Raw genomic sequence first — 21,241 nt, forward strand, 5'->3', positions numbered from 1 at the left:
CCCTTGTTATGGTCGTTGCAGAGCTTCGCTTGCCCGCTTCAGGCGCGCGCAGGCGTCCTCGATCGTGGCGAGCGAGGTCGCGATCGACAGGCGCAGATAGGGCGAGAGCCCATAGGCCGAGCCGTCGAGGACGGCGACGCCCGCCGCTTCGAGGAAGTAGAGCGCGACGTCGAGATCGCTCTGGAGCACCCGCCCGTCCCCCCGGCGCCGGCCGATAAGGCCGGCGCAACTCGGATAGACGTAGAAGGCGCCGTCGGGCTTCAGGCAGCTCATCCCGTCGATTGCGTCGAGCAGCTCGACCGCCCGGTCGCGTCGCTGCCGATAGGCGGCGCGCGCCTCCTCGACGAAGCTCTGATCGCCTTCGAGCGCTGCCGCGGCCGCTGCCATGCACATCGAGGCGGCGCCGGAGGTCGTCTGCGACTGGATGACGTTCATCGCCTCGACCAGCGCCTTCGGGCCGGCGCCATAGCCGATCCGGAAGCCGGTCATCGCATAGGTTTTGGAGACGCCATTGACGAGGAGGGTGCGCTCGCGCAGCTCCGGCGCAATCGCGATCGGGCAGACCGGCTCGCCGTCGTCGAAGCGGATATGCTCGTAGATGTCGTCGGTCATTAGCGCCACCTGCGGATGGCGCTTCAGGACCTCGGTCAGCGCCGTCATCTCGGCAGCGGCGTAGAAGGCCCCGGTCGGGTTCGAGGGCGTGTTGAGGATCAGCCAGCGCGTGCGCGGCGTGATTGCGCCCTCCAGCGCCGCGGCGGTGAGCTTGAAGCCGGCATTCTCGCCGCAGGCTACTGTCACCGGCGTGCCGTCGCAGGCGAGCACCATGTCTGGATAGGACACCCAATAGGGCGTGGGGATGACAACCTCGTCGCCTTTGCCGATGGTTGCCGCCAGCGCGTTGAAGATCACCTGCTTGGCGCCGCTGCTGACGACGATCTGGTCGAGGGCGTAGCTGACCCCGTTCTCTCGCGCGAACTTGGCGACGATCGCCTTGCGCAGGCGCACCGTGCCGTTGACCGGTGCATAGCGCGTCTCGCCGGCGGCCATGGCGGCGTTCGCAGCCTGCTGGATATGGGCAGGGGTGTCGAAATCGGGCTCGCCGGTGGTCAGGTCGATGATGTCGTGCCCCTGCGCCTGCAGCTCCTGGGCGCGCCGGCGCGCCATCATGCTGGGCGAGGGCTTGATCCGGCTGACGCGCGCGGAGAGTGAGATCGCAGGCGCGGTCACGGCGCGGCCTTCTCGGCACCCATATAGAAGGTGTCGACGCGTCCCTCCGCGATCGCGGCGAGCGCGTTTGCCTCGCGCTCTTCCTGCTGGCGCACCAAGGCGAGGAGCTCGGCCGCATCGGCGCGATCGAAGGCGACGACGCCATCCGTATCGCCGACCACGACATCGCCCGGCATCACCACCATGCCGTCGATCGCGATCGGCACGTTGATCTCGCCCGGCCCGCTCTTATAGGGGCCGCGATGCGTCACGCCGCGGGCGTAGCAGGGGAAATCCGATTGCTGGAACGCGTCGACGTCGCGGATCGCGCCGTCGATGACGAAGCCGGCGACGCCCATCTTGCGTGCGCGGCTCATCATGATCTCGCCGACCAGGGCCTGGATCAGGTCGCCCCCGCCATCGACGACGAGGACATCGCCCGGCCGCAGCACTTCGTAGGCGCGATGCAGCGTCTGGTTGTCGCCGGGCCTGGTCTTGACCGTCACTGCCGTGCCGAGGAGCCGGCCGGAGCGATGATAGGGTCGCAGCGACTTGGTCCCGTGCAGGCGGTTCATCACGTCGGAGATGATCGAGACCGGAGCGTCCCGGAAACCGTCGAGGATCGCGCGGGGGACGGCGAGGCCGCTTGGATTATTGCGATGACCGATCAGCGGCATGGAAGATTCTGTCCCGTAGGGAGTCATTACAGAAATTATGTGACATGGTGCCGATGACAGAAAGCGAATATATTTCTCGGCATCGATCGCTTTTCTTCATTAGGAAACGCGGCGGCAGAGAAGGCGGGGAGAGCGATGCCAGCGAGCCTGAGGCAGATCGAGGCCTTCTACTGGACTGCCCGGCTCGGCGGCTTCACCGAGGCGGCGCGCCATCTCCATCTGGCGCAATCGACCGTATCGAAGCGGATCATCGAGCTCGAGGCCGTGGTCGGTGGGCCGCTCTTCGACCGTGCCAGCCACGTCCTGCGTCTGACGCGGTCCGGCGAGGCGAGCTTGCCGATCGCCGCCGAGCTACTGGCGCTGGAGCCGCGCTTCCGCGAGGCGGCTGGGGGCGCCGCGACACTCTCGGGCCCCTTCCGCTTCGGCACGACCGAACTCGTCGCCCTGACCTGGCTGCCCAAGCTGATCGTCGCGATGAAACAGGATTATCCCAATGTCGTGCCGGTGCCCGAAGTTGCCGCCAGCGTCGACCTGTTCGGCAAGCTCGGCGCCAACGAGCTCGATCTCGCCATCGGTCTCGACCCGCCGCAGCGCACCGACTTCGCCATGCTGCCGCTCGATTCCGTCCAGCTCGAATGGGTGTCGGCGCCTGGGTTCGGCCCGCAGGAGGACGTGATCCCGCTGGGTGAGATGGCGAAGTACCCGATCCTGAGCCAGACTTATGGCTCGGGACTGCAGAAGCTGGTGCTGGATTGGGCGGCTGCCAACGGGCTGCAGTCCAATCGCGTGGTCCAGTGCAACAGCCTGAACGTCCTGGCGGCGCTCGCCGCGGCCGGGCTCGGCGTCACCTTCCTGACCGCCAGCCATTTCGGCTCGGAGATCGCCCGCGGCCGCCTGCGCGTCATCAAGACCGAGCCGCCGATCCCGCCGCTGCGCTACTACGCCGTGCATCGCAAGGGCGATATTTCGCCATTGGCCGAGCGCGTCGCCGCCATCGCGCAGCGATGCTGCGATTTCACCGCTCGCAGCCTGCCGAGCGATTAGGCGTCGGGTTGCACGCCAGCGCGGCGTGCCCGCAGCTTGGAGACGTCAGCCCGGGCTGGACTTCGCAGCGGTCATCCAGCGTCCGCAAACGGCGTTGTCGAACCGCGGCGACCGCGCGCCGAACTCGCCGCAGGTGGGGCTGCTGCCGAAGCCTTTGTCGATATCCGACGGCGCGCGGACGATCCGACGTTCAGCGTTGGATCGCCTCGGCCACTTTCCGGACGGCTTCGAATATCAGATCGAGCTCTGAATCGCTGACGGTCATCGGCAAGGAAAACCCGATGCTGGCGTCGCCCATGGAGGTCGTCGAGAGACCGCCCTCCATACGGGCTCGGACGAGCGCGCTGTTGACGCAGTCGGAGGCGTTGTAGATCACGACCTGCGTGGCCAGGGCAGCGCCGCTCGCGAGCGCGAATGTCGCCGTCGCGGCGAGACGCGCGATCATCTTGCTGGAGAGGTTGCGCATGAAAGTTTCCATACCGTCTGGCTTCATCCTCGGCAGCCGTGAAGCGGTGAAGGAGGCGGTTGCGGCGGGGATCGGCATCGGCATCGTGCTCGATCAGGAGCGAGGTTTCGACCCTCGGCTCAGGGCAATCACCGTCTCTGACTTCGAGATCGTGGCCGGGGAGTATCTCGTTACGCGGCGCGAGACCCGCAGCCTGGGCAGCGTGGCTGCCTTCTCCGCCGTAGCCTCTGTGGTTGCCAAGGAAAGGTCCCGGATCGCCCCCCTTGGCCTATCGGGGACCTGTCGCCCCCTGATGTAACCGAGGGCCCGATCGCGCTCGACAGGGCGCCGGTCCAGCTCTACCGGCGCGCTATAGCCAGCGCCACCCGGGGAACGGCGCGTCTGCGTGGCTGGCCAGCCAGGCGCAAATTGTGGGTCGCGCTGAACCTCTGAGGGCCTCGTCACAAGACGGTCATGAGGCCGGCGGTATGCCAGCCGCCATGCAGCCAACATCAGTTCCAACGCCGGATCGGCCTGCGGCGTCCGTCTCGGCACTCGCCGCGGCGAGCGCCGGCGCGCCTTTGCTCCGCCTACACGATTTCACCGTCTCGATTCGGGGCGACGTGCCGATCGTCCGCGGTATCGAGCTATCCGTCGCCAAAGGCGAAGCGCTCGGCATCGTCGGGGAATCGGGGTGCGGCAAGAGCATCACCTGGCTCGCGGCGCTGCGCCTGCTGGGGCAGGGCGTGACGACAGGCGGGGAAGCCCTGCTCGATGGGCGCGACCTGGCAGGGCTGTCCGAACGCGAACTCGCGCGCATTCGCGGCGGCCGTATCGCGCTGATCTTCCAGGATCCTTCGAGTGCGCTGAACCCCGTGCAGCGCATCGACACGCAGCTGGCCGAGGTGCTGCGCCTGCACCGCGGCCTGACGGGGGAGCCTGCACGCAGGGAAGCCCTGCGCCTTCTCGATCGCGTCGGCATCGCCGATGGCCCGCGGCGGCTGAGGCAATACCCGCATGAGTTCTCCGGCGGCATGAACCAGCGCGTCATGATCGCGCTTGCCCTGGCGGGCGAGCCCGACGTGCTTGTCGCCGACGAACCGACGACGGCGCTCGACGCCACCATCCAGGCGCAGGTGCTCGACCTGATCCGCGACATCCGCCGCGAGACGGGGATGGCACTCATCCTGATCTCGCACGATCTCGGCGTGGTCGGCGATCTCTGCGATCGCATCGCGGTGATGTATGCCGGGCGGATCGTCGAGACGGCGGCAACGCGCGACCTGCTCACGCGTCCGCGTCACCCCTATACGCAGGGTCTGCTCGCGGCCTTGCCGACACTCGACGGCCCACGCCAGCGGCTGACGCCGATCCCCGGAACCGTTCCCGCGCCGACCGCCATTCCGGCAGGATGCGCCTTCGCCCCGCGATGCCCGGCTGCCGCCGAGCGCTGCGGCCGCGCGCTGCCGGAGCTCGTCTTTGCCGGGCAAGACCAGCGGGCGGCGTGCCTGCGACTCGATGAGCTGCCGGTGTCCGGAGATGGCTTGCTTCCCGCCGCGACGTTGCCTCGCCAGACTGAGGTGCCAGCATGACGCCGCTTCTCGACGTTCGCGACCTATCGCGTGAATATCCCGTCTCGACGGCTGGAGGCGAGCGCCGGATCCTGCACGCCGTCGATGGCGTGAGCTTTTCGCTCGAGCGCGGCAGGACGCTCGGCATCGTCGGGGAGTCCGGCTGCGGCAAGTCCACCACCGCGAAGCTGACGCTCGGCCTGCTGCCAGCGACGCGCGGACAGATCACCTTCGAGGGCGCCCCGGTCACGGCGCTGCGAGACCGGGATTGGCGCGCCATGCGTCGGCGGATGCAGATGGTACATCAGGACCCGCTCGCCGCGCTCGATCGCCGTCTGCCGGTGGGGCAGCAGGTCGTCGAGCCTCTGGCCATCCACCGGCTCGAGGACAACGAGAACGCGCGGCGGCAGAAGGCGCTCGCGCTGTTCGACGCGGTCGGCCTCAGGCCGGATCTCTTCGGACGCTATCCGCACGAACTCTCCGGCGGGCAGCGTCAGCGCGTCGTGCTGGCCCGCGCGCTGGTGCTCGACCCGGTGCTGCTCGTCTGCGACGAGCCGATCTCGGCACTCGATGTCTCCGTCGCGGCCCAGGTCATCAACCTCATGCAGGACCTGCAGGCCCGCTTCGGCATGGCCTATCTCTTCATCAGCCATGATCTCAAGGTGGTCCGGCAGACCGCCGACGAGGTTGCGGTGATGTATCTGGGCCGCATCGTCGAGCAAGGGCCGCCGGACGCGCTGTTCCATGCGCCGGCTCATCCCTATACGGAGGCTCTGGTCTCGGCCGTGCCGACACCGTTGCGCGGCACGCAGGGGCGCATCATTCTGAAGGGCGATCCGCCGAATCCCGTCGATCGGCCGCGGGGGTGCGCCTTCCATCCGCGCTGCCCACGTGCGGTGGCCCGTTGCCGGGAGGAGGCGCCGACGCTCAAGGCCGTGGCCGATGGCCGCCTCGCCGCCTGCCATCTGGTCGCCGCCTCACCGGCGGCGGCCGCTGCCTGACCTGATAGCCTTTGCCTGCACCGGAGACGAGATGAGCCGCCCTGACCAGCCGACCACCGACCGCGTCGTCATCGCCGTCTTTGACGGCCTGCGGCCGGACCTCGTCACGCCCGAGCTGACCCCCAACATCATGCGGCTGGTTGCGCGCGGGACATGGTTCCGCCGGGCGCGCAGCGTCTTCCCGTCGGTCACCCGCGTGGCGACGAGCTCGATCGCAGCCGGTGCGCCGCCGATCGTGCATGGCATCGTCGGCAACGCCTTCTATCATCGCGCCGCCATCGCCGACCGCATGTTCGACACGAGCGATGTCGCGATGATCCGCCGTGCGGAGGCCCATCATGACGGCCGCCTGCTCGCCGCCGACACCTTCGGCGACATGCTGGCCCGTGCGGGCAAGCGGCTGGCTGTCGTGCATACCGGCTCGGCCGGTTCCGCGCATTTCATCAATCCGCGCGCCCGCGCCAACGGGCACTGGACCTTCTCCATGCACGGCGCCGGCGCGACGCAGACGCCGGAGGCGGTGGAGCAGGCGATCGAACGGCTCGGCCCTCTGCCGGAGCGCGAGTTGCCGCGGCTGCAGGAGGTCGCCTATGGCGGCCGCGTGATGACGGATCTCGTGTTGCCGGAGCTCCAGCCGGATGTCGCGCTGATCTGGTTCAACGAGCCGGATACCACCTTCCATTATCGGGGCCTGGGATCGCCGGAGGCGATGGCCGGACTGCGCGAGGCGGACAAGGCCTTCGGAACCATTCTCGACTGGGTCGAGGCCCAGCCGGATTCTGAGCGCATCGCGGTGATCGCCGCCTCCGACCATGGCCAGATCTCGACAGGCTCGGTGGAACCGCTGTTCGAGACGGCGCTGCAGGCCGGATTCGATCTCAGTGCGGCGAAGGTGATCGACAGCGCGACGCTGGTCGCGACCGGCGGCATCAGCGGCGAGATCCGTCTGCGCGATGGCGATCGCGGCGAGATCGACCGTATTGCCGCGTGGCTGATGCAGCATCCCGTAGTCGGCCACGTCTTTTCGCCGGACCGCAACGGCGTCGAGGGCGAGGTCGCAGGCACGCTCTCGCTCGCCCTGATGGGCGCTGGCCATGCCGCGCGCCGGCCCGAACTGATGTTCATCCTGAAATCGAGCCTCGACCCGGACCAGTATGGGCTGCCCGGCCTTGGGGCGATGACGCCCGGGGATGTGCCGCTCGGCGGCGGCATGCATGGCGGCATCAATCCGCACGAGTTGAACACCGTGCTGATCCTTGGCGGCAACGAAACCGCTTCGGTTTCGCAGGAGCCGGCTGGGATCATCGATATCGGCCCGACCGTGCTCGGCCTGCTCGGGCTGGCACCGGCAGACAGCATGCTCGGCCGCAACCTCGCGCAGCCGGCGCGGCAGGAGGCGCGCGTCGTGCGGCATTCGGCGGGAGCGGGCGCCTTCGCCCAGCATGTCGATGTCGTCGAGCAGGACGGCCGCCGCTTCATCCTCGGCGGCGGGCAGTAGCCTCTGGCGGTTTTTCAGAGAGCCCCGCCGGCATCCCGGGCTTGAGCCGAGGATCCATGCTGTAGTGCTTCCGATCGAGGTTCAGGCATCGATCCCGGCTCTGCGCTTCGCTCCCGCCGGGATGACCCGCACCTCTCCGGAAAAGTAAAAAAAAGGCGGCCCACGGCCGCCTTTTCCAATCTTGGGTTGCAGACCGAAGCCTCAGGCCTTGGCGAAGCTGAGATTGTCCGGGCGCAGATCCATGAAATAGAAGGTCGTCGGCCGCCAGCCGATCGACTTCTTGATCGCGTAGGCCTCGCTCGGCTGGTACAGGATCGTCGCCGGGGCTTCGTCCTCCCAGCTGTCGAGCATCTCGGTGAAGAGCGCCTTGCGCTTGGCCGGATCGACCTCCGCCTCCAGCGCCGTGCCGGCCTTGTTGAAGGCCTGCGCCGAGGTCCAGAACTTCGAGACCTGGGCTTCGCCGGCCGGACCCCAGGCGACCCAGATCGAGCCCAACGGATCGGGCAGGCGGGTCGAGTTCGACCAGTTGAAGATCTGCACGCCGGGGCCGCGCAGCTGCGCGGAATTCTCGACGACCTGCAGGGAGGCATTGACGCCGACGGCCTTCCACTGCTCGACCAGGATCTGCGCCGCCTCCAGCGCGTTGGTGTAGTAGTTGGCCTGGGTGCGGTAGACGACCGGCTCGCCCTTGTAACCGGCTTCCTTCAGCAGAGCCTTCGCCTTCGCCGGGTCGTAAGGCAGCTTGCGGCCCTCGACGAACATCTGGCCGTATTCCGGGAAGTTGTGGCTGGCCGGAACCTGGGCCGTGCCTTGCCAGAGCGTGTCGACCAGCTTCTGGCGGTCGATCGCGTAGCAGAGCGCCTGCCGGACGCGCTTGTCCGCGAGGACCTTGTCCTGCTCGTTGAAGGCGAGCACGTGGACATTGGCCAGCACGACCGAGCGCACGTCGATGTCCTTGTAGCCGCCGACGACGCCCATCTGATCGGGCGGGATATTGGTGATGAGATCGTAATCGCCCGCGACCAGGCCGGCGACGCGGGCAGCGAGTTCAGGCACGCGCTTGAAGGTGACGCGCTTCGCCGTGGGCTTGCCCATGAAATAGTCGTCGAAGGCTTCGAGAACCGTCGCATCCGCCGCCGAGTGCGAGACGACGCGATAGGGCCCGGTCGCGACAGGCTTGCGCGAATAGGCCTCGAAGCCCATGGCTTCATAGGCGCGCTTGTTGACGATCCAGGCGCACCAGGATGCCAGGCGCTGCTCCAGCAGCACATCGGCAACCTTCGTCCTGAAGCGGACGCTGTAGCGGTCGATCGGCTCGACGCTGGCGAGAATTCCGAAATACGGCTTGCCGCCGGGGATCTGCGCCTTGTCGCCCCAGAGGCGGCCTTCGCGGAAGGTGTAGGCCACGTCTTCCGAGGTCAGCTCGTCGCCATTGTGGAACTTGACGCCCTGGCGCAGCGTGACGACCAGCTCCTGCGGAGAAACGCGTTCCCACTTCGTCGCGAGATGCGGCTTCAGCTCCGAGCCGCCGCCATCGGCTGCGCCCAGGAAGTCGCGGCGGATCAGCGTGTCGAAGATCGAATAGGTGACGCGGGTACCGACATTGGAGAGCTCGCGAGCCGGCTCGAGCGTGGCCGGCAGGTCGGCGACGGCGACGGTGAAGTTCGGCCGGGTATCGCCGGCAGCGAACGCCAGCGGCGCGGCGAGCAGGACCGGGGTGGCGGCCGCACCTTCCAGGAAACGGCGGCGGGAGATCGTCATCATTGAGCCTTCTCGTGTCGAGCTGTTGCGGCGCGCGGATCGGAGCGGCGCGCCGGTCCCGCTGCCTTGACTCAGCTTGGCGACAGGGCCGTGACAGCGCGCGAGGCAATGAGTTGGCGTGGATCGTCGAGCATGACCGCGTCCGGGCGCAACGCGGTGACCCGGCGGATGCCGTCGGCATCGATGCGCCCGACCGGGAAGGGCGGGTAGCCCGGCAGGGCGACCGAGCGCGGTTGACCGACCATGATCACCGACCGCATGCCGGCAGTGCGGATGGACGCCATCCGCTCCTCGGTCGCATCGGCCTGCCAGAGCCGGAACCAGGCCGCTCCGGCCTTCTTTGCTTCGGCCGTCGCATCGGGGTCGGTCGCAAAGGCGAGCAGTGCGACATTCGGCGAAAGCCGGCGCGCTGCCGACAGGAGAGCGCTGTCGCGGAGGCCCAATACGCAGCGCTGCAGCGCCTCTTTCGCGGTGAGCACGGCCAGGATGGGCGGCAGGATCGCCACGTCCAGCAGCTTGACGTCGAGCAGCAGGCCGAGCGGAGCCGATGCGGAGATCGCCTCGTCGAGTGTCAGCAAGTCCGGCAACATCGCGCGCAGGGTAGCAAGGTCGGTGTCCGCGACCGGGCGGCTGTCGCCCGCGAGCCGCGTCAGATCGGCGTCGTGCAGGCAGGCCAGCTCCCCGTCGGCCGTCAGGCGCAGATCGGTCTCGACCATCGCCGCGCCCGCCGCCGCAGCAGCGCGGAAGGCTTCAGCCGTGTTCTCCGGTCCGAGCAGGGCGCCGCCGCGATGCGCGATAGCCAGCGGATGAGACGCGCCGAGATTTGCGATCGCCATGCTCAATGCCTGTCGCTCGTCGGGTCGAAGCGATCGCGCAGCCAGTCGCCGAACACGCTCATGGAGAGCGTCGTGAAGAAGATCACCAGCCCGGGAAAGACCGCGATCCACCAGGCGTTGAGCAGATAGCGGCGCCCTTCGCCGAGCATCAGCCCGAGAGAGGTGCCAGGCGGCTGCACGCCGAGCCCAAGGAAGGAGAGGGAGGTTTCGAGCAGGATCGTGCCGGGGAAGTTCAGCGTCGCCTGGACCACCAGCGCCGCCGCGATGTTGGGCAGGAGATGGCGCAGGATGACCCGGGAGGGCTCCGCGCCCAAGGCTTCGATGGCGTTGATGTAGTCGCTTTCCTGCTCGGAGACCACGAGCCCGCGCGCGAGCCGCGTGTAGCGGTCCCAGCCGTCGATGCTGACCAGGATGATGAACAGGACGATGTTGTTGCCGAAGAAGGCGAGCATCGTCAGCGCGAGAAACAGCGCGGGGATCGCGGCCTGCGCATCGACCAGCATCATGATGGCCTGGTCGGCGAAGCCCCGCAGGCGCGCCGCCACGAAGCCGAGGAAGGTGCCGACGACCGCGCCGATCAGCGTGCCCATCACTGCGATCAAAATCGAGCTGCGGACGGCGAAGATCATGCGGCTGAGAATGTCGCGGCCGAGTTGATCGGTGCCGAGCCAGTATATCGTGCCGCCGGCTTCCGTCAGAGGCGGCTTCAGCCGCGCGGCGAGGTTCTGTGCGGTGTAGGGCAGCGGGGCCAGCCAGTCGGCCAGCAGCGCCACGACGACGATGAAGAGCAGGAAACCGGCCGAGAGCCTTACCACCGGCGACATCGCATTCTTGCGGGCACGGGTGGCAGGAGCCGGAGCGGCGGGAAGGTCGAGAGCTGTCATCAGGCCGGCTTGCCCATGGCGCGAGAGAAGCCGCCGAGCCGCGGATCGATCAGGATGTGCACGATGTCGACGAGGAGATTGGCGCCGACCATGATCACCGTCACCGTGAAGATCACGGCCTGGACGACGGCGAGATCCCGCGTCGAGACCGAGTCGACCAGCAACCGCCCGATGCCGGGCCAGGCGAAGATGGTCTCCACAACCGCGCTCCCGGCGAGGATGTGACCGATCTCGATGCCGATGAACATCAAAAGCGGCACCGCCGCATTGGGCAGGGCATGCCGGATGATCACAGCGAGCGGCATCACGCCTCGCCCGCGCGCGGCCCGGATATAGGGCTTGCCGAGCACTTCCAGCGTCGCGGTGCGAGCGAAGCGTGCCAAGCGGCCGGCGAGAGGCAGGCCGAGCGTCACGGCCGGCAAGATGAGGTGCCAGAGGCTCTCCGAGCCGGCCGAAGGCAGCACACGCAGCTTCAGCGCGAAGAGCAGGATCAGGAGGATGCCGAGGAAGAAAACCGGGATCGCATAGCCGAATACCGCGACCGCCATGGCCAGTCGGTCCGCGGCGCGGTTGTGGCGGAGCGCCGCGAGGATGCCCAGCGGCAGGCCGACGACGAGCGCGAGCATCAGGGCCGAGGCGCCGAGCAGGAGGGTCTTCGGCAGGGCTTCCATAACGGCCGCGAAGGCGGCTCGATCGTCGGCGAAGGACAGGCCGAAATCGCCCCGGACGGCACTGGCGATATAGCGCAGATACTGCTCGGCCAGCGGCCGGTCGAGGCCCCACAGCTCGCGATAGTAGGCCCGGACGTCCGGTGGCGTGTCGATCGACAGCATGATGTCGGCGGGATCACCCGCCAGACGCAGCGCGATGAAAACGGCCGACACGCAGATCGTCACGGTCAGGAGGGCACGCAACAGGCGGAGAGAAAGAAAACGGAACATCAGACTCGGCAGCAGCTTGCAGAACCGTGGTTCTGCAAGCTGCTCCACGACAGATTGATGACGAACCTTTGTCGCGCACGCTTTCCGCCGCGATGACCGGATCGAGACTGGGCTCGCGCACTGTCTCCGTATGTCCTCTTTCCCTCCCCCTGCTTAGGGTTCGGCTCATAGCCAGTTGCTGACGGTTGCGGCAATGCAGACGGCGGCGAGGCGGTCGTATCGCCGCCCCGATGCATCTCTGCTCGTCAGAAGTAGCGCACTTCCTCGGCCTCGACGCTCAGCGGATCTTTGCCACGCTTCGTCAGCCATGAATAAACCGGCGGCACACGATCGGCGATCGATTCAATGTGGATATCGATCAGGCACGGCCCGTCGGTGTAGGCGAAGGCCTTGGCCAGCGCCGCGTCGAGTTCCTCGGAGTTCGTCGCCGTCCAGGCTTTCACATCGAAGGCCTCGGCGATGGCTTGTCCGCGCGGAGGCGTAAAATCGACGCCGAAGCACTGGTTATGACCTTTCAGCCGATGCAGGCCCTTGATCCATCCGAAGGTGCCGTTGTTGAACAGCAAAAGGATGGCTGGAACCTGTAGCCGGACCAGCGTCTCCAATTCGCCGACCGACATCCCGAATGAGCCATCGCCGAACATGCCGATGGGCCTGCGCTCCTTGTCCGCGAACCAAGCGCCGACAGTTGCGGGCAGCGCCGAACCGAGGCCGCCGAAGGCGCGCGGGATGGCGAAGCGCGTCCTGCGATCCTTGAGCTTGAGAAAGCGCGTCATGTGAGGCGTTGGCGTACCCGCGTCCGAGTAGATGTGAGCGGGCTTGCCGTAGAGCTCCAGAGCCTCATTGAAGCAGCGCACCGCCCGTTCCGGCCGCAGAGGCGTCGCCTCCGAGCTTAGCAGGGTTTCGGCGTTCGCCCAGAAATTCGCGCGCAGCTCGTTGAGTTCATCCACCCACTCCTGCGTCCTGCCGGCGTCATTGTTGGGGGGAGCCATGTCGATCAGGCGTCGCAGGACGAGGCTCGCATCGCCCTGGACGGACACCACGTTCTCATAGTTGTTCGCCATGATCTCGGGATCGATGTCGATCTGGGCGACGCGCTTGTTCAGGGTGATCTTGGGGAAGGTCCAGCCGATGGTGACGACCGAGCCCATTCGGGAGCCTACGAAGAGCACGAAGTCGGCATGTTCCAGGGCCCAATTGGCATGCGGGTGGAAGCCGTTGTCGCCGATGACGCCGACCGCGAGTCGATGGTCGTCAGGCATGGTTCCCTGTCCGGTCATCGTTGTGCAGACCGGAATGTTCAGGCGTTCCGCCAACGCGGTGACTTCCGCGCCGGCGCAGGAGCGATTGACCCCGCCGCCCGAGACGATCAGCGGCCGCTTGCTGGTGGTCAGCTGAGCAAGCAGCGTGTCGAGCTTCTCCGGGGCAGGGAGCGTCGGATAGGCTGGAAACTCCATGCATTCCGCCTCGACATGCATGGAGATGCGAGCCGGATCGACCTCGGCCAGGAGCATATCCTCCGGGATCTGCAGGTGAACGGCGCCGGGCTTGCCGGAGCAGGCGACGCGGAACGCGCGGCGGATGATCTCAGGCAGCTTCTCCGCCGACTTCACCTGCACGGACATCTTGGTGATCGGCTCGAAAAGCCGAGCGCAATCGAGCTCGGTCAGGACGCCGCGACCTTCGCCCGGCAGGGGAATGTCGATCGTCAGAAGAATGACCGGGACCGAGGAGGCGTTGGATTCGGCGACCGGGGGCAGCGAATACATGGCGCCGGCGCCCGACGGGCACTCGAAGACACCCGGCTTCTTGGTGAAGCGGCCATAGGCATCGGCCATGTAGCCTGCCGAACGCTCGTCGCGCGCCATGACATGGCGAATGCGGCCCTCGTGCTGTTGCAGCGCTTCGTAGAACGGCACGTTCGTGTCGCCCGGCACGCCGAAGACCACCTCGACGCCATAGCCGATCAGCATCTCCACGAGGATATCTGCGCCACGCATTTCCGATTTCTCCTTCAATGTCTTGCAATGTCTTGGCTATCGACGGGGCCGTTGAGCCCGGAAGCGGACGGCCTGTTTCGTATTCGGGAGCCGCGTGCCCGGAACGGCGGCTTTGCCCGAGATGCCGCAGCCGACGATGCCGGCCCTCATGGCTCGATCCGTCCGAGCCCGAAGCGCCGGGGCGAATACGGGTCGATGTCGAAGGCGCCGGGGAGCCCCGCCAGATGCTCGGCCACGATGCGTCCGGTCACCGGGCCCGAGGCAAAGCCGACATGACCATGCCCGAAGGCGTAGAAGACGTTTGGGGATCGCGTGGATCTCCCGATGACCGGAAGGCCGTCTGGCGTCGATGGGCGATGCCCCATCCATTTGTCGACGCTCAGCTCCTGCATCCGGGTCAGCGCAGGGTAGGTCCTGCGGGCATGGCCGATCAGGATATCGACGCGGCTCCAGTTCGGGGGCGTATCGACCGATGCCAGCTCGACCTGGCCGGAAAGGCGCAGGCCCGCCAGCGTCGGCGTGTTCGCCATCTTGCCGTCGCTCGGCATGACCGGGTGGCGCGGTCCTCCCGCGTTCAGGGGAATGACGCCGTGATAGCCCCGCTCGCTTTCGAGCGGAATGTTATCGCCGGCACCGCTCGCCAGCCTTTTCGACCATGCCCCGGCCGCGATGACCGCCTGGTCGCATTTGATCAAGCCGACATCGGTTTGGACGCCGACAAGCCGCTCCCCGTCGAATACAAATCCGTTCGCCTTGGCGCGGATCGCCTTTGCGCCCTGCGCGCAAGCGGTTTCGACGATCTTGGAGACGTAAGCTGCAGGATCCAGGCAATGAGCGCCGTCCTCGGCGAGGATCCCGAACGTGTAGTGCTGATCGAGGCCAGGCTCCCGGTTGGCTAGCGCGCTGGCGTCAAGTTCTCGCCATCGCAGGCCGGTCATCCGCCGCAGATGCCAGGACAGGGCCTCAGCTTCGAACGCGCTCCGGTCGGGATAGGCATAGAGCAGCCCTTCGCGGCGGATCAGATCCGGCACGCCGATCTCCTGGCTCAACGCTCGGTGACGTGCGGGGCTGTCATGAAGCAAATGGCTCAGCGCGCGGGCGGTTGCCTCGACGCGCGGCATGGAGGAGCCCGCCCACAGGAAACGAATCAGCCACGGCACGAGACGCGGAAAATGGCGCCATCGAATGACGAGGGGGCCCTTCGGGTTCAGCAGATATCCCGGGATCTTTTTCCAGAGGCCGGGCATCGACATCGGGACGACCGATGCCGGGCTGATCCAGCAGCCATGGCCATAGCTTGCGGACTGCCTGCCCGCCGGCTCGCCGGTGTCGATCAGAGTTACGGCATGGCCTGCGCGCACGAGTTCCAGTGCACTGCAGGCGCCAATGATGCCGCTGCCGATGACCAATGTGTGCGTTCTGGCGGCGCTGGGCATGGCCATTTCCCCCGGCATTTGGGCAAGAGTTCTCGTCTCCGTCACGGCAGGACCGTGAGCGGCAAGGAAAAGCGGCGGTGTTTTCAGTCGGGCGTCAGCGCTCTGCGAGAACGCGCGCGTTCGATCTCAGCGAGCGCTCGGACACGCGAATTCCCAGACCCGGTCCATCGGGCACGACGACTTCGCCGTTGCGGTTCTGGATCTTCTCCTCGAGCACGTCTTCGGTGAGGACATGGTGAGGCATGTAGAATTCGCAGCCGAGCGAAATGCCTGGTGTCGCCGCGATGAACTGTGTTCCGGCCGCGAGCGCGACCCCGCCCTCGTACAGCGTTCCACCGTAGCCGGGGATGCTGGCGAGATCCGCCAGCGCCATCAGCGCCTGTGCGTTGAGCATGCCGCCGGTTTTCATCAGTTTAACCGAGATGGCGTCGGCTGCCTGCAGCCTGATGATCTCCTGCAAGTCGCGCGCGTCGAAGCAGCTCTCGTCGGCCAGGATCGGGGTGTCCAGGTCCGCAGTAAAAGACGCCATGGCCGCCAGGCAATCTCGTGGGACCGGCTGCTCGATGAAGGTCAGCTTGAACTGATCGACGTCACGTAGCTTCTTGATCGCGCCGAATGGCTGCAGGGCCTGATTGTAATCGATGCGCAGATCGATCCGGTCGCCGAAGGCGTTCCGCATCGCTTCGAGGTGCGCCACGTCCTCCTGATGGGTTTTCACCCCGGTCTTCACCTTGAAGATCCGGTTGCCCTGCGGAACCATCTCTTCCATTCGCCGCATGTCCGCGTCGAAGTCTGGATCGGCGATGGAGAAGGAGAGGGGGATGGTGTCACGAACGCGGCCGCCTAGCAGATCGGCGATCGAGAGCCCCGACGATTGCCCGAGAATGTCGAACATTGCGGTTTCGATCGCGAGCTTGGCCTCGCCATGGCCGACGAGAGCCTTCTTCATCTGCAGTGTCAGTGCGCGGATCCGGTCGACCCGGGCGCCGATGACAAGCGGACGCAGATAGATGTCGATGGCCGCAACGGCGGCCTCGGCCGTTCCAGTGAACACTTCCCACGGCGCCGCCTCGCCCCATCCGACGATGCCGGATGAAGAGGTCAACTCGACCAGGACACGCTTCACCGTGCCCTTGACGTCGCCGACACCCTGTTGCCTCGCCATCTTGATCGGGCTTTCGATCAGAAAGACGCGGAGATTGCTGATTGTTTCCATGGTATCGAACTCTTCTCTAGGCACTTACCGGGGCGCCGCGCCCTTATGGAAATGGCTCAGGAACGTCTTCGTCGCGTCCATCTTGGGTGTGTCGATCACGTCGCGGGCCGGCCCCTCTTCCACGACATAGCCGTCGCGCATGAAGACCACGCGGTCCGCGACGTCGCGCGCAAAGGTGATTTCGTGGGTGACGATCACCATCGTCATCCCGTCGGCGGCAAGCTTCTGGATCGCCTGCAGGACTTCGCCGACCAGTTCCGGATCGAGAGCCGAGGTCGCCTCGTCGAACAGCATGACTTCCGGCTCCATGGCCAGCGCCCGGGCGATCGCGACGCGCTGCTTCTGGCCGCCCGACAGCGTGTCGGGCATCTGGGAAGCGCGGTCAGCAAGCCCGACCTTTTCGAGCTGAGCCATCGCACGGTCGGTCGCCGTCTTCCTGTCCAATCCCTTCACATGGATGGGAGCCTCGATGACGTTCCCCAGGACCGACATGTGCGGGAACAGATTGAAGCTCTGGAACACCATCCCGGTACGGGAGCGGAACGCGGCAAGCGGTTTTGCTTTCGGTTCCTGAACCGATTTGCCGAACTGGAAGCTGGTTTGCCCGACGCGAATGGTTCCGTCATCAGGCACCACCAGCAGGTTGATGCACCTCAGAAGTGTTGACTTGCCCGACCCGGATGGTCCCAGCAAGGCGACGACGCCGCCCTGCTGGACCTGAAGATTGATGTCCTTCAGGACCTCGAGCTGGCCGAAACGCTTCCGCAGTTTCGAGATCTCGATCATTGGCGATGTCGCTGTCATCGGGCTGCTCCCAACCGGCGTTCGCGGTGGCGCACATACAGCGTCAGGGGGAAGAGGATCATGAAATAGGCGACCGCCACGGCTGTGTAGGTTTCCAGCGGGCGGAAGCTGTCATGGGCCGCGATCTGGCCCTGGTAGACCAGGTCCGGAACAGCGAGAACGGACACCAGGGACGTGTTCTTGAACTGAAGAATCGACTGGTTCATCAGCGCCGGGAGCATCCGGCGCAGCGCCTGCGGCAGGATAATGCGGCGCATCGCCAGCGCCGGTGTCATTCCCAACGCCGAAGCCGCTTCGGATTGGCCGGAATCGATCGACACGATGCCGCCGCGGATGATCTCGGCGTAGAACGAGCCGCCGTAGCAGGATAGAGCGAGAAGCGAGGCGGTAATCGGGGTCATCTCGATGCCCGCGATCATCGGCAGCGCATAATAGCACCAGATCAGCTGCACCAGGACCGGGGTGCAGCGAAAGATCTCGATGAAGCCGAGGGCGATCCCGCGCAGAATCTTGAAGCGGGACAGGAGGCAGATGGCCGCGGTCATGCCGATGACCAAGCCACCGGCGATCGTCGCGGCTGTGAAAGCCACAGTCACGCCCAGACCCTGCAGGAGCAACCAGCGGTAGCCCCACAGGATGGAGAAATCCCATTCATACATGGTGGTGAGTTCCCGTGCTCGAAACCGGATATGGAGGGGCCGAGGCCCCGCCATATGAGATCATCAGATTTCGAAGCCGGGGGGGAAGTCGCTCTCTTTGACGCCGACGAGCTCCATGTTCTTCACGACGGCGTTCTTGATGAAGCCGCTGGCGCGCTCCTTGCTGATCCAGCCGTCGACGAATTCACGCCAGGATTGATCCGCCTCTCGCCGGAAGCCCGCATTCGAAGTGGTGAAGTCGGCAGGCGTCGGCATGACGATCTCGCCGAGCGCGGCGTTCTTGGCCCGCAGCGAGAGCGAGAGGATCAGAACCAGGCACTGTGCATCGACGCGGCCAGCCTGCAGCGCGGCGGTGGCGTCGCTAGCCGTCTTCAACCGTGAAATCTGGGACTGCGGCGCGAGGCGGGTGACGGCAGCGTCGTGTGAAGAACCCGCGTCGACCGCGATCCGCATCTCCGGCTTGTTGAAGTCGTCCCAGGTCTTCGCTCCCAGCCCCTTCTTGGTGACCATGGTGAAGGCGTTCTTGAAGACGGGACCGGAGAAATCGATGACCTTCTGCCGTTCCGGTGTGGGGTTGAGGCCGAAGAAGACGTCGATCTTGTCGGCCTGGAGATCGAGCACCGAGTTGCCCCAGGTCGTCTCGAGGATCGTCATCTTGACCCCGAGATCGTCTGCGAGCTTCTTGCAGATGTCGATGTAGAACCCGCGCCAACTGCCGTCGGTCACCATCTTCTGATAATAGGGAGCACCGTCGGCAACGGCTCCGATACGCAGGGTCCCCGAGGACTTGACCCGCTCGAGAGAGCCAGCCGCGAGAGCGCCTTTGCCGGTGTAAAGACCTGCTGCAGCGGAAACCGCGCCCAAGCCCATGAGCTTGTTGAATTCGCGCCTGTCCATACTCTTCCCCTCTCAATCTTCGTTTGGTGGCTCTGATTGTGCGCAACGGAGCTGGTCTCTGTTCCCCTCGGATCAGACGCTCGCGCTTTTGTTTTTGAGCCGGACGGATCGAGTGTGACCGAGCCCCGGGCGAAACAAAAACGTTGAAAATTTCGTCTAGGATGAGTTTTAATCATGGTCGCCGCCGGGGTTCTAATGAGACGATATCTGCCATCGTTGTCAGCATTGCATGCGTTTGAGGCGGCAGCGCGATTCATGAATTTCACCAAGGCGGCGGAGGACCTGGGCCTCACGCAGAGTGGCATCAGCAGGCAGATCCACAATCTCGAGAAGTTCCTCGGCGTACCGTTGTTTCACCGAACAGGGCCGCGTCTGGTCCTCACGGAAGTCGGCGCGAATTATTACCGGGACCTCGCGCTGACGCTGGACAAGCTCCAGGAAATCACGATCGACGCCGTGCGGGGGCGTTCCGTCGATAGCTCCCTCATGATCGGGACCCATCCTACGCTGGGCGCGCGTTGGCTGCCGAGACGGATTGAAACATTCATCCGTGCGCATTCAGACATTCCGGTGGAAGTAACCCTCGCGTCTGCCGATCTGGACTTTGAAACCACGCGTCTCGACGTTGCCATCCTGCGAGGGGTGGGAACTTGGTTGAACGCAAGATCGGTTGAATTATTTGCTGAAGAGATCGCCGTGGTGACCTCACCTAAATTGGTGAATCTCGGAACGAAGCTCGAAAACGGCGATTTCGCGAAATTCCCAATGCTGCAGAACGCGAGCCGCCCCAGTATGTGGCTGCATTGGTTGCGCCTGTCAGGGCTCAACTATCAGGGTCGAATTCAGGGAACTCGTTTCGCGCACACCGAGATGCTCATCAACGCCGCGGTTCAGGGCATAGGTATCGCCATCGTGCCCGTTTGCTACATCGAAGCGGAACTCGCGCGGAACGAACTCCACATGCCCTTTGGGCCGCCAATTCTGTCCGGCGACTCCTATTATGCGGTCTACCCTGAACGAAAGGCGCAGCTGCCAAGCGTTGTGGCATTCCGCGGGTGGGTCACACGGGAGACGCGAACCTATCGAAAGCTAAAGGCCCAGTAGCGCGCGTCATATCCGGCATGCAGATCGCCGCGAAGGTCTGTTGAGGCTTGCGGCCTCGGTGAGCGAGCGTTCGCCCAGCGCCCAAGCCCGCCGGATAGCCGTTCAATTCCGTCGGCCGAGCGCCAGACGCAAACGGGCTTGCACCCTTGGCTGTCTGGATCGCCTCAGCCGTCGTCATGATGGGCCTGGTGACATTGCCTCGCCGCACCGCGGTGTCGTGCTCCAGCTTGTCGATCGCCGGGAACGCGAGCCGGTTGGCTTGGGCGTGAACCCGCCCGCCTCCGCTGCGGGCCGCTGGTCTCAGCCTCGATAGCGCAAGGCATCGACCAGCAGGGAGAAGGCGGCCGATGGCTGGCGGCGGCTCGGATAATAGAGATGGTATCCCGAGAAGGGTGGACACCAGTCGTCCAGGACGCGGATCAGCCTGCCGTCGGCCAGTTCCTCCTGCACCCTGTCTTCCATGACGAAGCCCAGGCCGAAACCGCTCGTGGCGGCGCGAACGATCATGTTGACATCGTTGAAGGCGAGTTGCCCCTCGACGCGGACGCGCAGTTCCCGGCCGCCTTTCTCCAGCTCCCAGGGATAGAGCGCCCCGGAGCTCTGAAGACGCAAATTGATGCACTGGTGATTGGCGAGATCATGCGGCGTCTGCGGGATCGGCCTCGTAGCGAAATATGAGGGAGCCCCGACGACGATCATTCGTACGTCGGGACTGATCGGGACCGCGATCATGTCCTTGGCGACGGCTTCGCCCAGCCGCACGCCCGCATCGAACCGCTCGCTGACGATATCGCGCAGTGCTGAATCGATGCTGATCTCGACATGGACGTCGGGATAGTCCGGCAGGAGCCTCTCAAGCGCCGGCCACAGGATCGTCACGGCAGCATGTTCGGCGGCGGTGATCCGGATCGCGCCCGCGGGCCTGTCGCGCAGGTCCCGGATCGAGGCGAGCTCGGAGCCGATGCTGTCGAAAGCCGGCCGCAACGTGCCGAGGAGCCGTTCCCCGGCATGGGTCGCCGCGACGCTGCGTGTCGTTCGGGTCAGCAGCCGGACGCCGAGGCGCGTTTCGAGACGCCGGATCGTGTGGCTGAGGGAGGATTGCGAGGTGCTGAGGCGGGCGGCAGCCCGGGTGAAACTCTGTTCCTCTGCGACGACCAGGAAGGCGTTGAGGTCGACCAGCTCTTCGCGTCGCATTCATGATCTCCGGATATAACCGCATGCAGCTTATAGCGGATAATCATCGCAATGATCTCAAGATAGC

General features: G+C 65.7%; 20 protein-coding genes. 6 read left to right on the forward strand and 14 right to left on the reverse strand.

Annotated elements, in window-relative coordinates:
* Positions 1–6 precede the first annotated feature (6 nt).
* A complete protein-coding gene (locus AC1DNE_RS13585; RefSeq protein ID WP_441470159.1) occupies positions 7–1,227 on the reverse strand; it encodes an aspartate transaminase in 1,221 nt (406 codons plus the stop codon).
* Positions 1,224–1,883: an RraA family protein gene (locus tag AC1DNE_RS13590; protein ID WP_441470158.1), complete on the reverse strand. Its 660-nt coding sequence runs from the start codon at positions 1,881–1,883 to the stop codon at positions 1,224–1,226. The genes AC1DNE_RS13585 and AC1DNE_RS13590 overlap by 4 nt, the downstream gene beginning before the upstream one ends.
* A gap of 135 nt (positions 1,884–2,018) precedes the next feature.
* On the opposite strand from AC1DNE_RS13590, the gene AC1DNE_RS13595 reads away from it, so the two are divergent.
* A complete protein-coding gene (locus AC1DNE_RS13595; RefSeq protein ID WP_476765660.1) occupies positions 2,019–2,927 on the forward strand; it encodes a LysR family transcriptional regulator in 909 nt (302 codons plus the stop codon).
* A 190-nt stretch (positions 2,928–3,117) separates the two neighbouring features.
* Here AC1DNE_RS13595 and AC1DNE_RS13600 read toward each other — a convergent pair whose 3' ends face one another.
* Positions 3,118–3,393 carry a hypothetical protein gene (locus AC1DNE_RS13600; RefSeq protein WP_441470156.1) on the reverse strand — a complete coding sequence of 92 codons (276 nt, stop codon included), beginning with the start codon at positions 3,391–3,393 and terminating at the stop codon, positions 3,118–3,120.
* Here AC1DNE_RS13600 and AC1DNE_RS13605 point away from each other — a divergent pair.
* From AC1DNE_RS13605 to AC1DNE_RS13620, 4 genes are all read left to right on the forward strand, one after another.
* A complete protein-coding gene (locus tag AC1DNE_RS13605; protein ID WP_441470155.1) occupies positions 3,392–3,691 on the forward strand; it encodes a type 2 periplasmic-binding domain-containing protein in 300 nt (99 codons plus the stop codon). The genes AC1DNE_RS13600 and AC1DNE_RS13605 overlap by 2 nt on opposite strands.
* Positions 3,692–3,953: 262 nt before the next feature.
* Entirely contained in the window at positions 3,954–4,964 is a 1,011-nt protein-coding gene (locus AC1DNE_RS13610; protein WP_441470154.1) for an ABC transporter ATP-binding protein, read from the forward strand.
* Positions 4,961–5,944 (forward strand): ABC transporter ATP-binding protein, encoded by a 984-nt coding sequence (locus tag AC1DNE_RS13615; RefSeq protein ID WP_476765661.1) that lies wholly within the window; start codon positions 4,961–4,963, stop codon positions 5,942–5,944. The genes AC1DNE_RS13610 and AC1DNE_RS13615 overlap by 4 nt, the downstream gene beginning before the upstream one ends.
* Positions 5,945–5,975: 31 nt before the next feature.
* Positions 5,976–7,442: an alkaline phosphatase family protein gene (locus AC1DNE_RS13620; RefSeq protein WP_476765662.1), complete on the forward strand. Its 1,467-nt coding sequence runs from the start codon at positions 5,976–5,978 to the stop codon at positions 7,440–7,442.
* A gap of 201 nt (positions 7,443–7,643) precedes the next feature.
* On the opposite strand, the gene AC1DNE_RS13625 is transcribed toward AC1DNE_RS13620, so the two are convergent.
* The 10 genes from AC1DNE_RS13625 to AC1DNE_RS13670 all read right to left on the reverse strand — a co-directional run bounded on the left by AC1DNE_RS13625 (position 7,644) and on the right by AC1DNE_RS13670 (position 18,876).
* Positions 7,644–9,203, reverse strand: a complete 1,560-nt coding sequence (locus AC1DNE_RS13625) for an ABC transporter substrate-binding protein (RefSeq protein WP_476841089.1) — start codon at positions 9,201–9,203, stop codon at positions 7,644–7,646.
* 71 nt (positions 9,204–9,274) lie between these two features.
* On the reverse strand, positions 9,275–10,039 hold the full coding sequence (locus AC1DNE_RS13630; protein WP_476765664.1) for a glycerophosphodiester phosphodiesterase: 765 nt from the start codon (positions 10,037–10,039) through the stop codon (positions 9,275–9,277).
* A gap of 2 nt (positions 10,040–10,041) precedes the next feature.
* On the reverse strand, positions 10,042–10,923 hold the full coding sequence (locus tag AC1DNE_RS13635) for an ABC transporter permease (RefSeq protein ID WP_476841090.1): 882 nt from the start codon (positions 10,921–10,923) through the stop codon (positions 10,042–10,044).
* Positions 10,923–11,864 (reverse strand): ABC transporter permease, encoded by a 942-nt coding sequence (locus AC1DNE_RS13640; RefSeq protein ID WP_441470148.1) that lies wholly within the window; start codon positions 11,862–11,864, stop codon positions 10,923–10,925. Before AC1DNE_RS13640 ends, AC1DNE_RS13635 begins: the two co-directional genes overlap by 1 nt.
* Before the next feature lie 245 nt (positions 11,865–12,109).
* The gene (locus AC1DNE_RS13645; RefSeq protein ID WP_441470147.1) at positions 12,110–13,864 is read right to left on the reverse strand and encodes a thiamine pyrophosphate-binding protein; all 1,755 of its coding nucleotides are present in this window, start codon (positions 13,862–13,864) and stop codon (positions 12,110–12,112) included.
* A 146-nt stretch (positions 13,865–14,010) separates the two neighbouring features.
* Entirely contained in the window at positions 14,011–15,300 is a 1,290-nt protein-coding gene (locus AC1DNE_RS13650) for an NAD(P)/FAD-dependent oxidoreductase (protein WP_441470146.1), read from the reverse strand.
* Positions 15,301–15,394: 94 nt separating this feature from the next.
* Entirely contained in the window at positions 15,395–16,516 is a 1,122-nt protein-coding gene (locus tag AC1DNE_RS13655) for an enolase C-terminal domain-like protein (RefSeq protein ID WP_441470145.1), read from the reverse strand.
* A 24-nt stretch (positions 16,517–16,540) separates the two neighbouring features.
* Complete coding sequence (locus tag AC1DNE_RS13660) at positions 16,541–17,320, reverse strand: amino acid ABC transporter ATP-binding protein (RefSeq protein WP_441470144.1); 780 nt, start codon at positions 17,318–17,320, stop codon at positions 16,541–16,543.
* Entirely contained in the window at positions 17,317–17,979 is a 663-nt protein-coding gene (locus tag AC1DNE_RS13665; RefSeq protein ID WP_441470143.1) for an amino acid ABC transporter permease, read from the reverse strand. The genes AC1DNE_RS13660 and AC1DNE_RS13665 overlap by 4 nt, the downstream gene beginning before the upstream one ends.
* Positions 17,980–18,042: 63 nt before the next feature.
* On the reverse strand, positions 18,043–18,876 hold the full coding sequence (locus AC1DNE_RS13670) for a transporter substrate-binding domain-containing protein (protein WP_441470142.1): 834 nt from the start codon (positions 18,874–18,876) through the stop codon (positions 18,043–18,045).
* Between the two features lie 174 nt (positions 18,877–19,050).
* On the opposite strand from AC1DNE_RS13670, the gene AC1DNE_RS13675 reads away from it, so the two are divergent.
* The gene (locus AC1DNE_RS13675) at positions 19,051–19,980 is read left to right on the forward strand and encodes a LysR substrate-binding domain-containing protein (protein ID WP_441470141.1); all 930 of its coding nucleotides are present in this window, start codon (positions 19,051–19,053) and stop codon (positions 19,978–19,980) included.
* A 300-nt stretch (positions 19,981–20,280) separates the two neighbouring features.
* On the opposite strand, the gene AC1DNE_RS13680 is transcribed toward AC1DNE_RS13675, so the two are convergent.
* Positions 20,281–21,174 carry a LysR substrate-binding domain-containing protein gene (locus AC1DNE_RS13680; RefSeq protein ID WP_476765666.1) on the reverse strand — a complete coding sequence of 298 codons (894 nt, stop codon included), beginning with the start codon at positions 21,172–21,174 and terminating at the stop codon, positions 20,281–20,283.
* Positions 21,175–21,241 lie beyond the last annotated feature (67 nt).

Source organism: Allobosea sp. 05L423, assembly GCF_056397745.1.

Coding starts and splice junctions, on each gene's coding strand:
- AC1DNE_RS13590 (WP_441470158.1), bottom strand. CDS start 1,883: ATGCCGCTGATCGGTCATCGCAATAATCCAAGCGGCCTCGCCGTCCCC.
- AC1DNE_RS13595 (WP_476765660.1), top strand. CDS start 2,019: ATGCCAGCGAGCCTGAGGCAGATCGAGGCCTTCTACTGGACTGCCCGG.
- AC1DNE_RS13605 (WP_441470155.1), top strand. CDS start 3,392: ATGAAAGTTTCCATACCGTCTGGCTTCATCCTCGGCAGCCGTGAAGCG.
- AC1DNE_RS13600 (WP_441470156.1), bottom strand. CDS start 3,393: ATGCGCAACCTCTCCAGCAAGATGATCGCGCGTCTCGCCGCGACGGCG.
- AC1DNE_RS13615 (WP_476765661.1), top strand. CDS start 4,961: ATGACGCCGCTTCTCGACGTTCGCGACCTATCGCGTGAATATCCCGTC.
- AC1DNE_RS13620 (WP_476765662.1), top strand. CDS start 5,976: ATGAGCCGCCCTGACCAGCCGACCACCGACCGCGTCGTCATCGCCGTC.
- AC1DNE_RS13625 (WP_476841089.1), bottom strand. CDS start 9,203: ATGACGATCTCCCGCCGCCGTTTCCTGGAAGGTGCGGCCGCCACCCCG.
- AC1DNE_RS13630 (WP_476765664.1), bottom strand. CDS start 10,039: ATGGCGATCGCAAATCTCGGCGCGTCTCATCCGCTGGCTATCGCGCAT.
- AC1DNE_RS13635 (WP_476841090.1), bottom strand. CDS start 10,923: ATGACAGCTCTCGACCTTCCCGCCGCTCCGGCTCCTGCCACCCGTGCC.
- AC1DNE_RS13640 (WP_441470148.1), bottom strand. CDS start 11,864: ATGTTCCGTTTTCTTTCTCTCCGCCTGTTGCGTGCCCTCCTGACCGTG.
- AC1DNE_RS13645 (WP_441470147.1), bottom strand. CDS start 13,864: ATGCGTGGCGCAGATATCCTCGTGGAGATGCTGATCGGCTATGGCGTC.
- AC1DNE_RS13650 (WP_441470146.1), bottom strand. CDS start 15,300: ATGCCCAGCGCCGCCAGAACGCACACATTGGTCATCGGCAGCGGCATC.
- AC1DNE_RS13655 (WP_441470145.1), bottom strand. CDS start 16,516: ATGGAAACAATCAGCAATCTCCGCGTCTTTCTGATCGAAAGCCCGATC.
- AC1DNE_RS13660 (WP_441470144.1), bottom strand. CDS start 17,320: ATGACAGCGACATCGCCAATGATCGAGATCTCGAAACTGCGGAAGCGT.
- AC1DNE_RS13665 (WP_441470143.1), bottom strand. CDS start 17,979: ATGTATGAATGGGATTTCTCCATCCTGTGGGGCTACCGCTGGTTGCTC.
- AC1DNE_RS13670 (WP_441470142.1), bottom strand. CDS start 18,876: ATGGACAGGCGCGAATTCAACAAGCTCATGGGCTTGGGCGCGGTTTCC.
- AC1DNE_RS13675 (WP_441470141.1), top strand. CDS start 19,051: ATGGTCGCCGCCGGGGTTCTAATGAGACGATATCTGCCATCGTTGTCA.
- AC1DNE_RS13680 (WP_476765666.1), bottom strand. CDS start 21,174: ATGCGACGCGAAGAGCTGGTCGACCTCAACGCCTTCCTGGTCGTCGCA.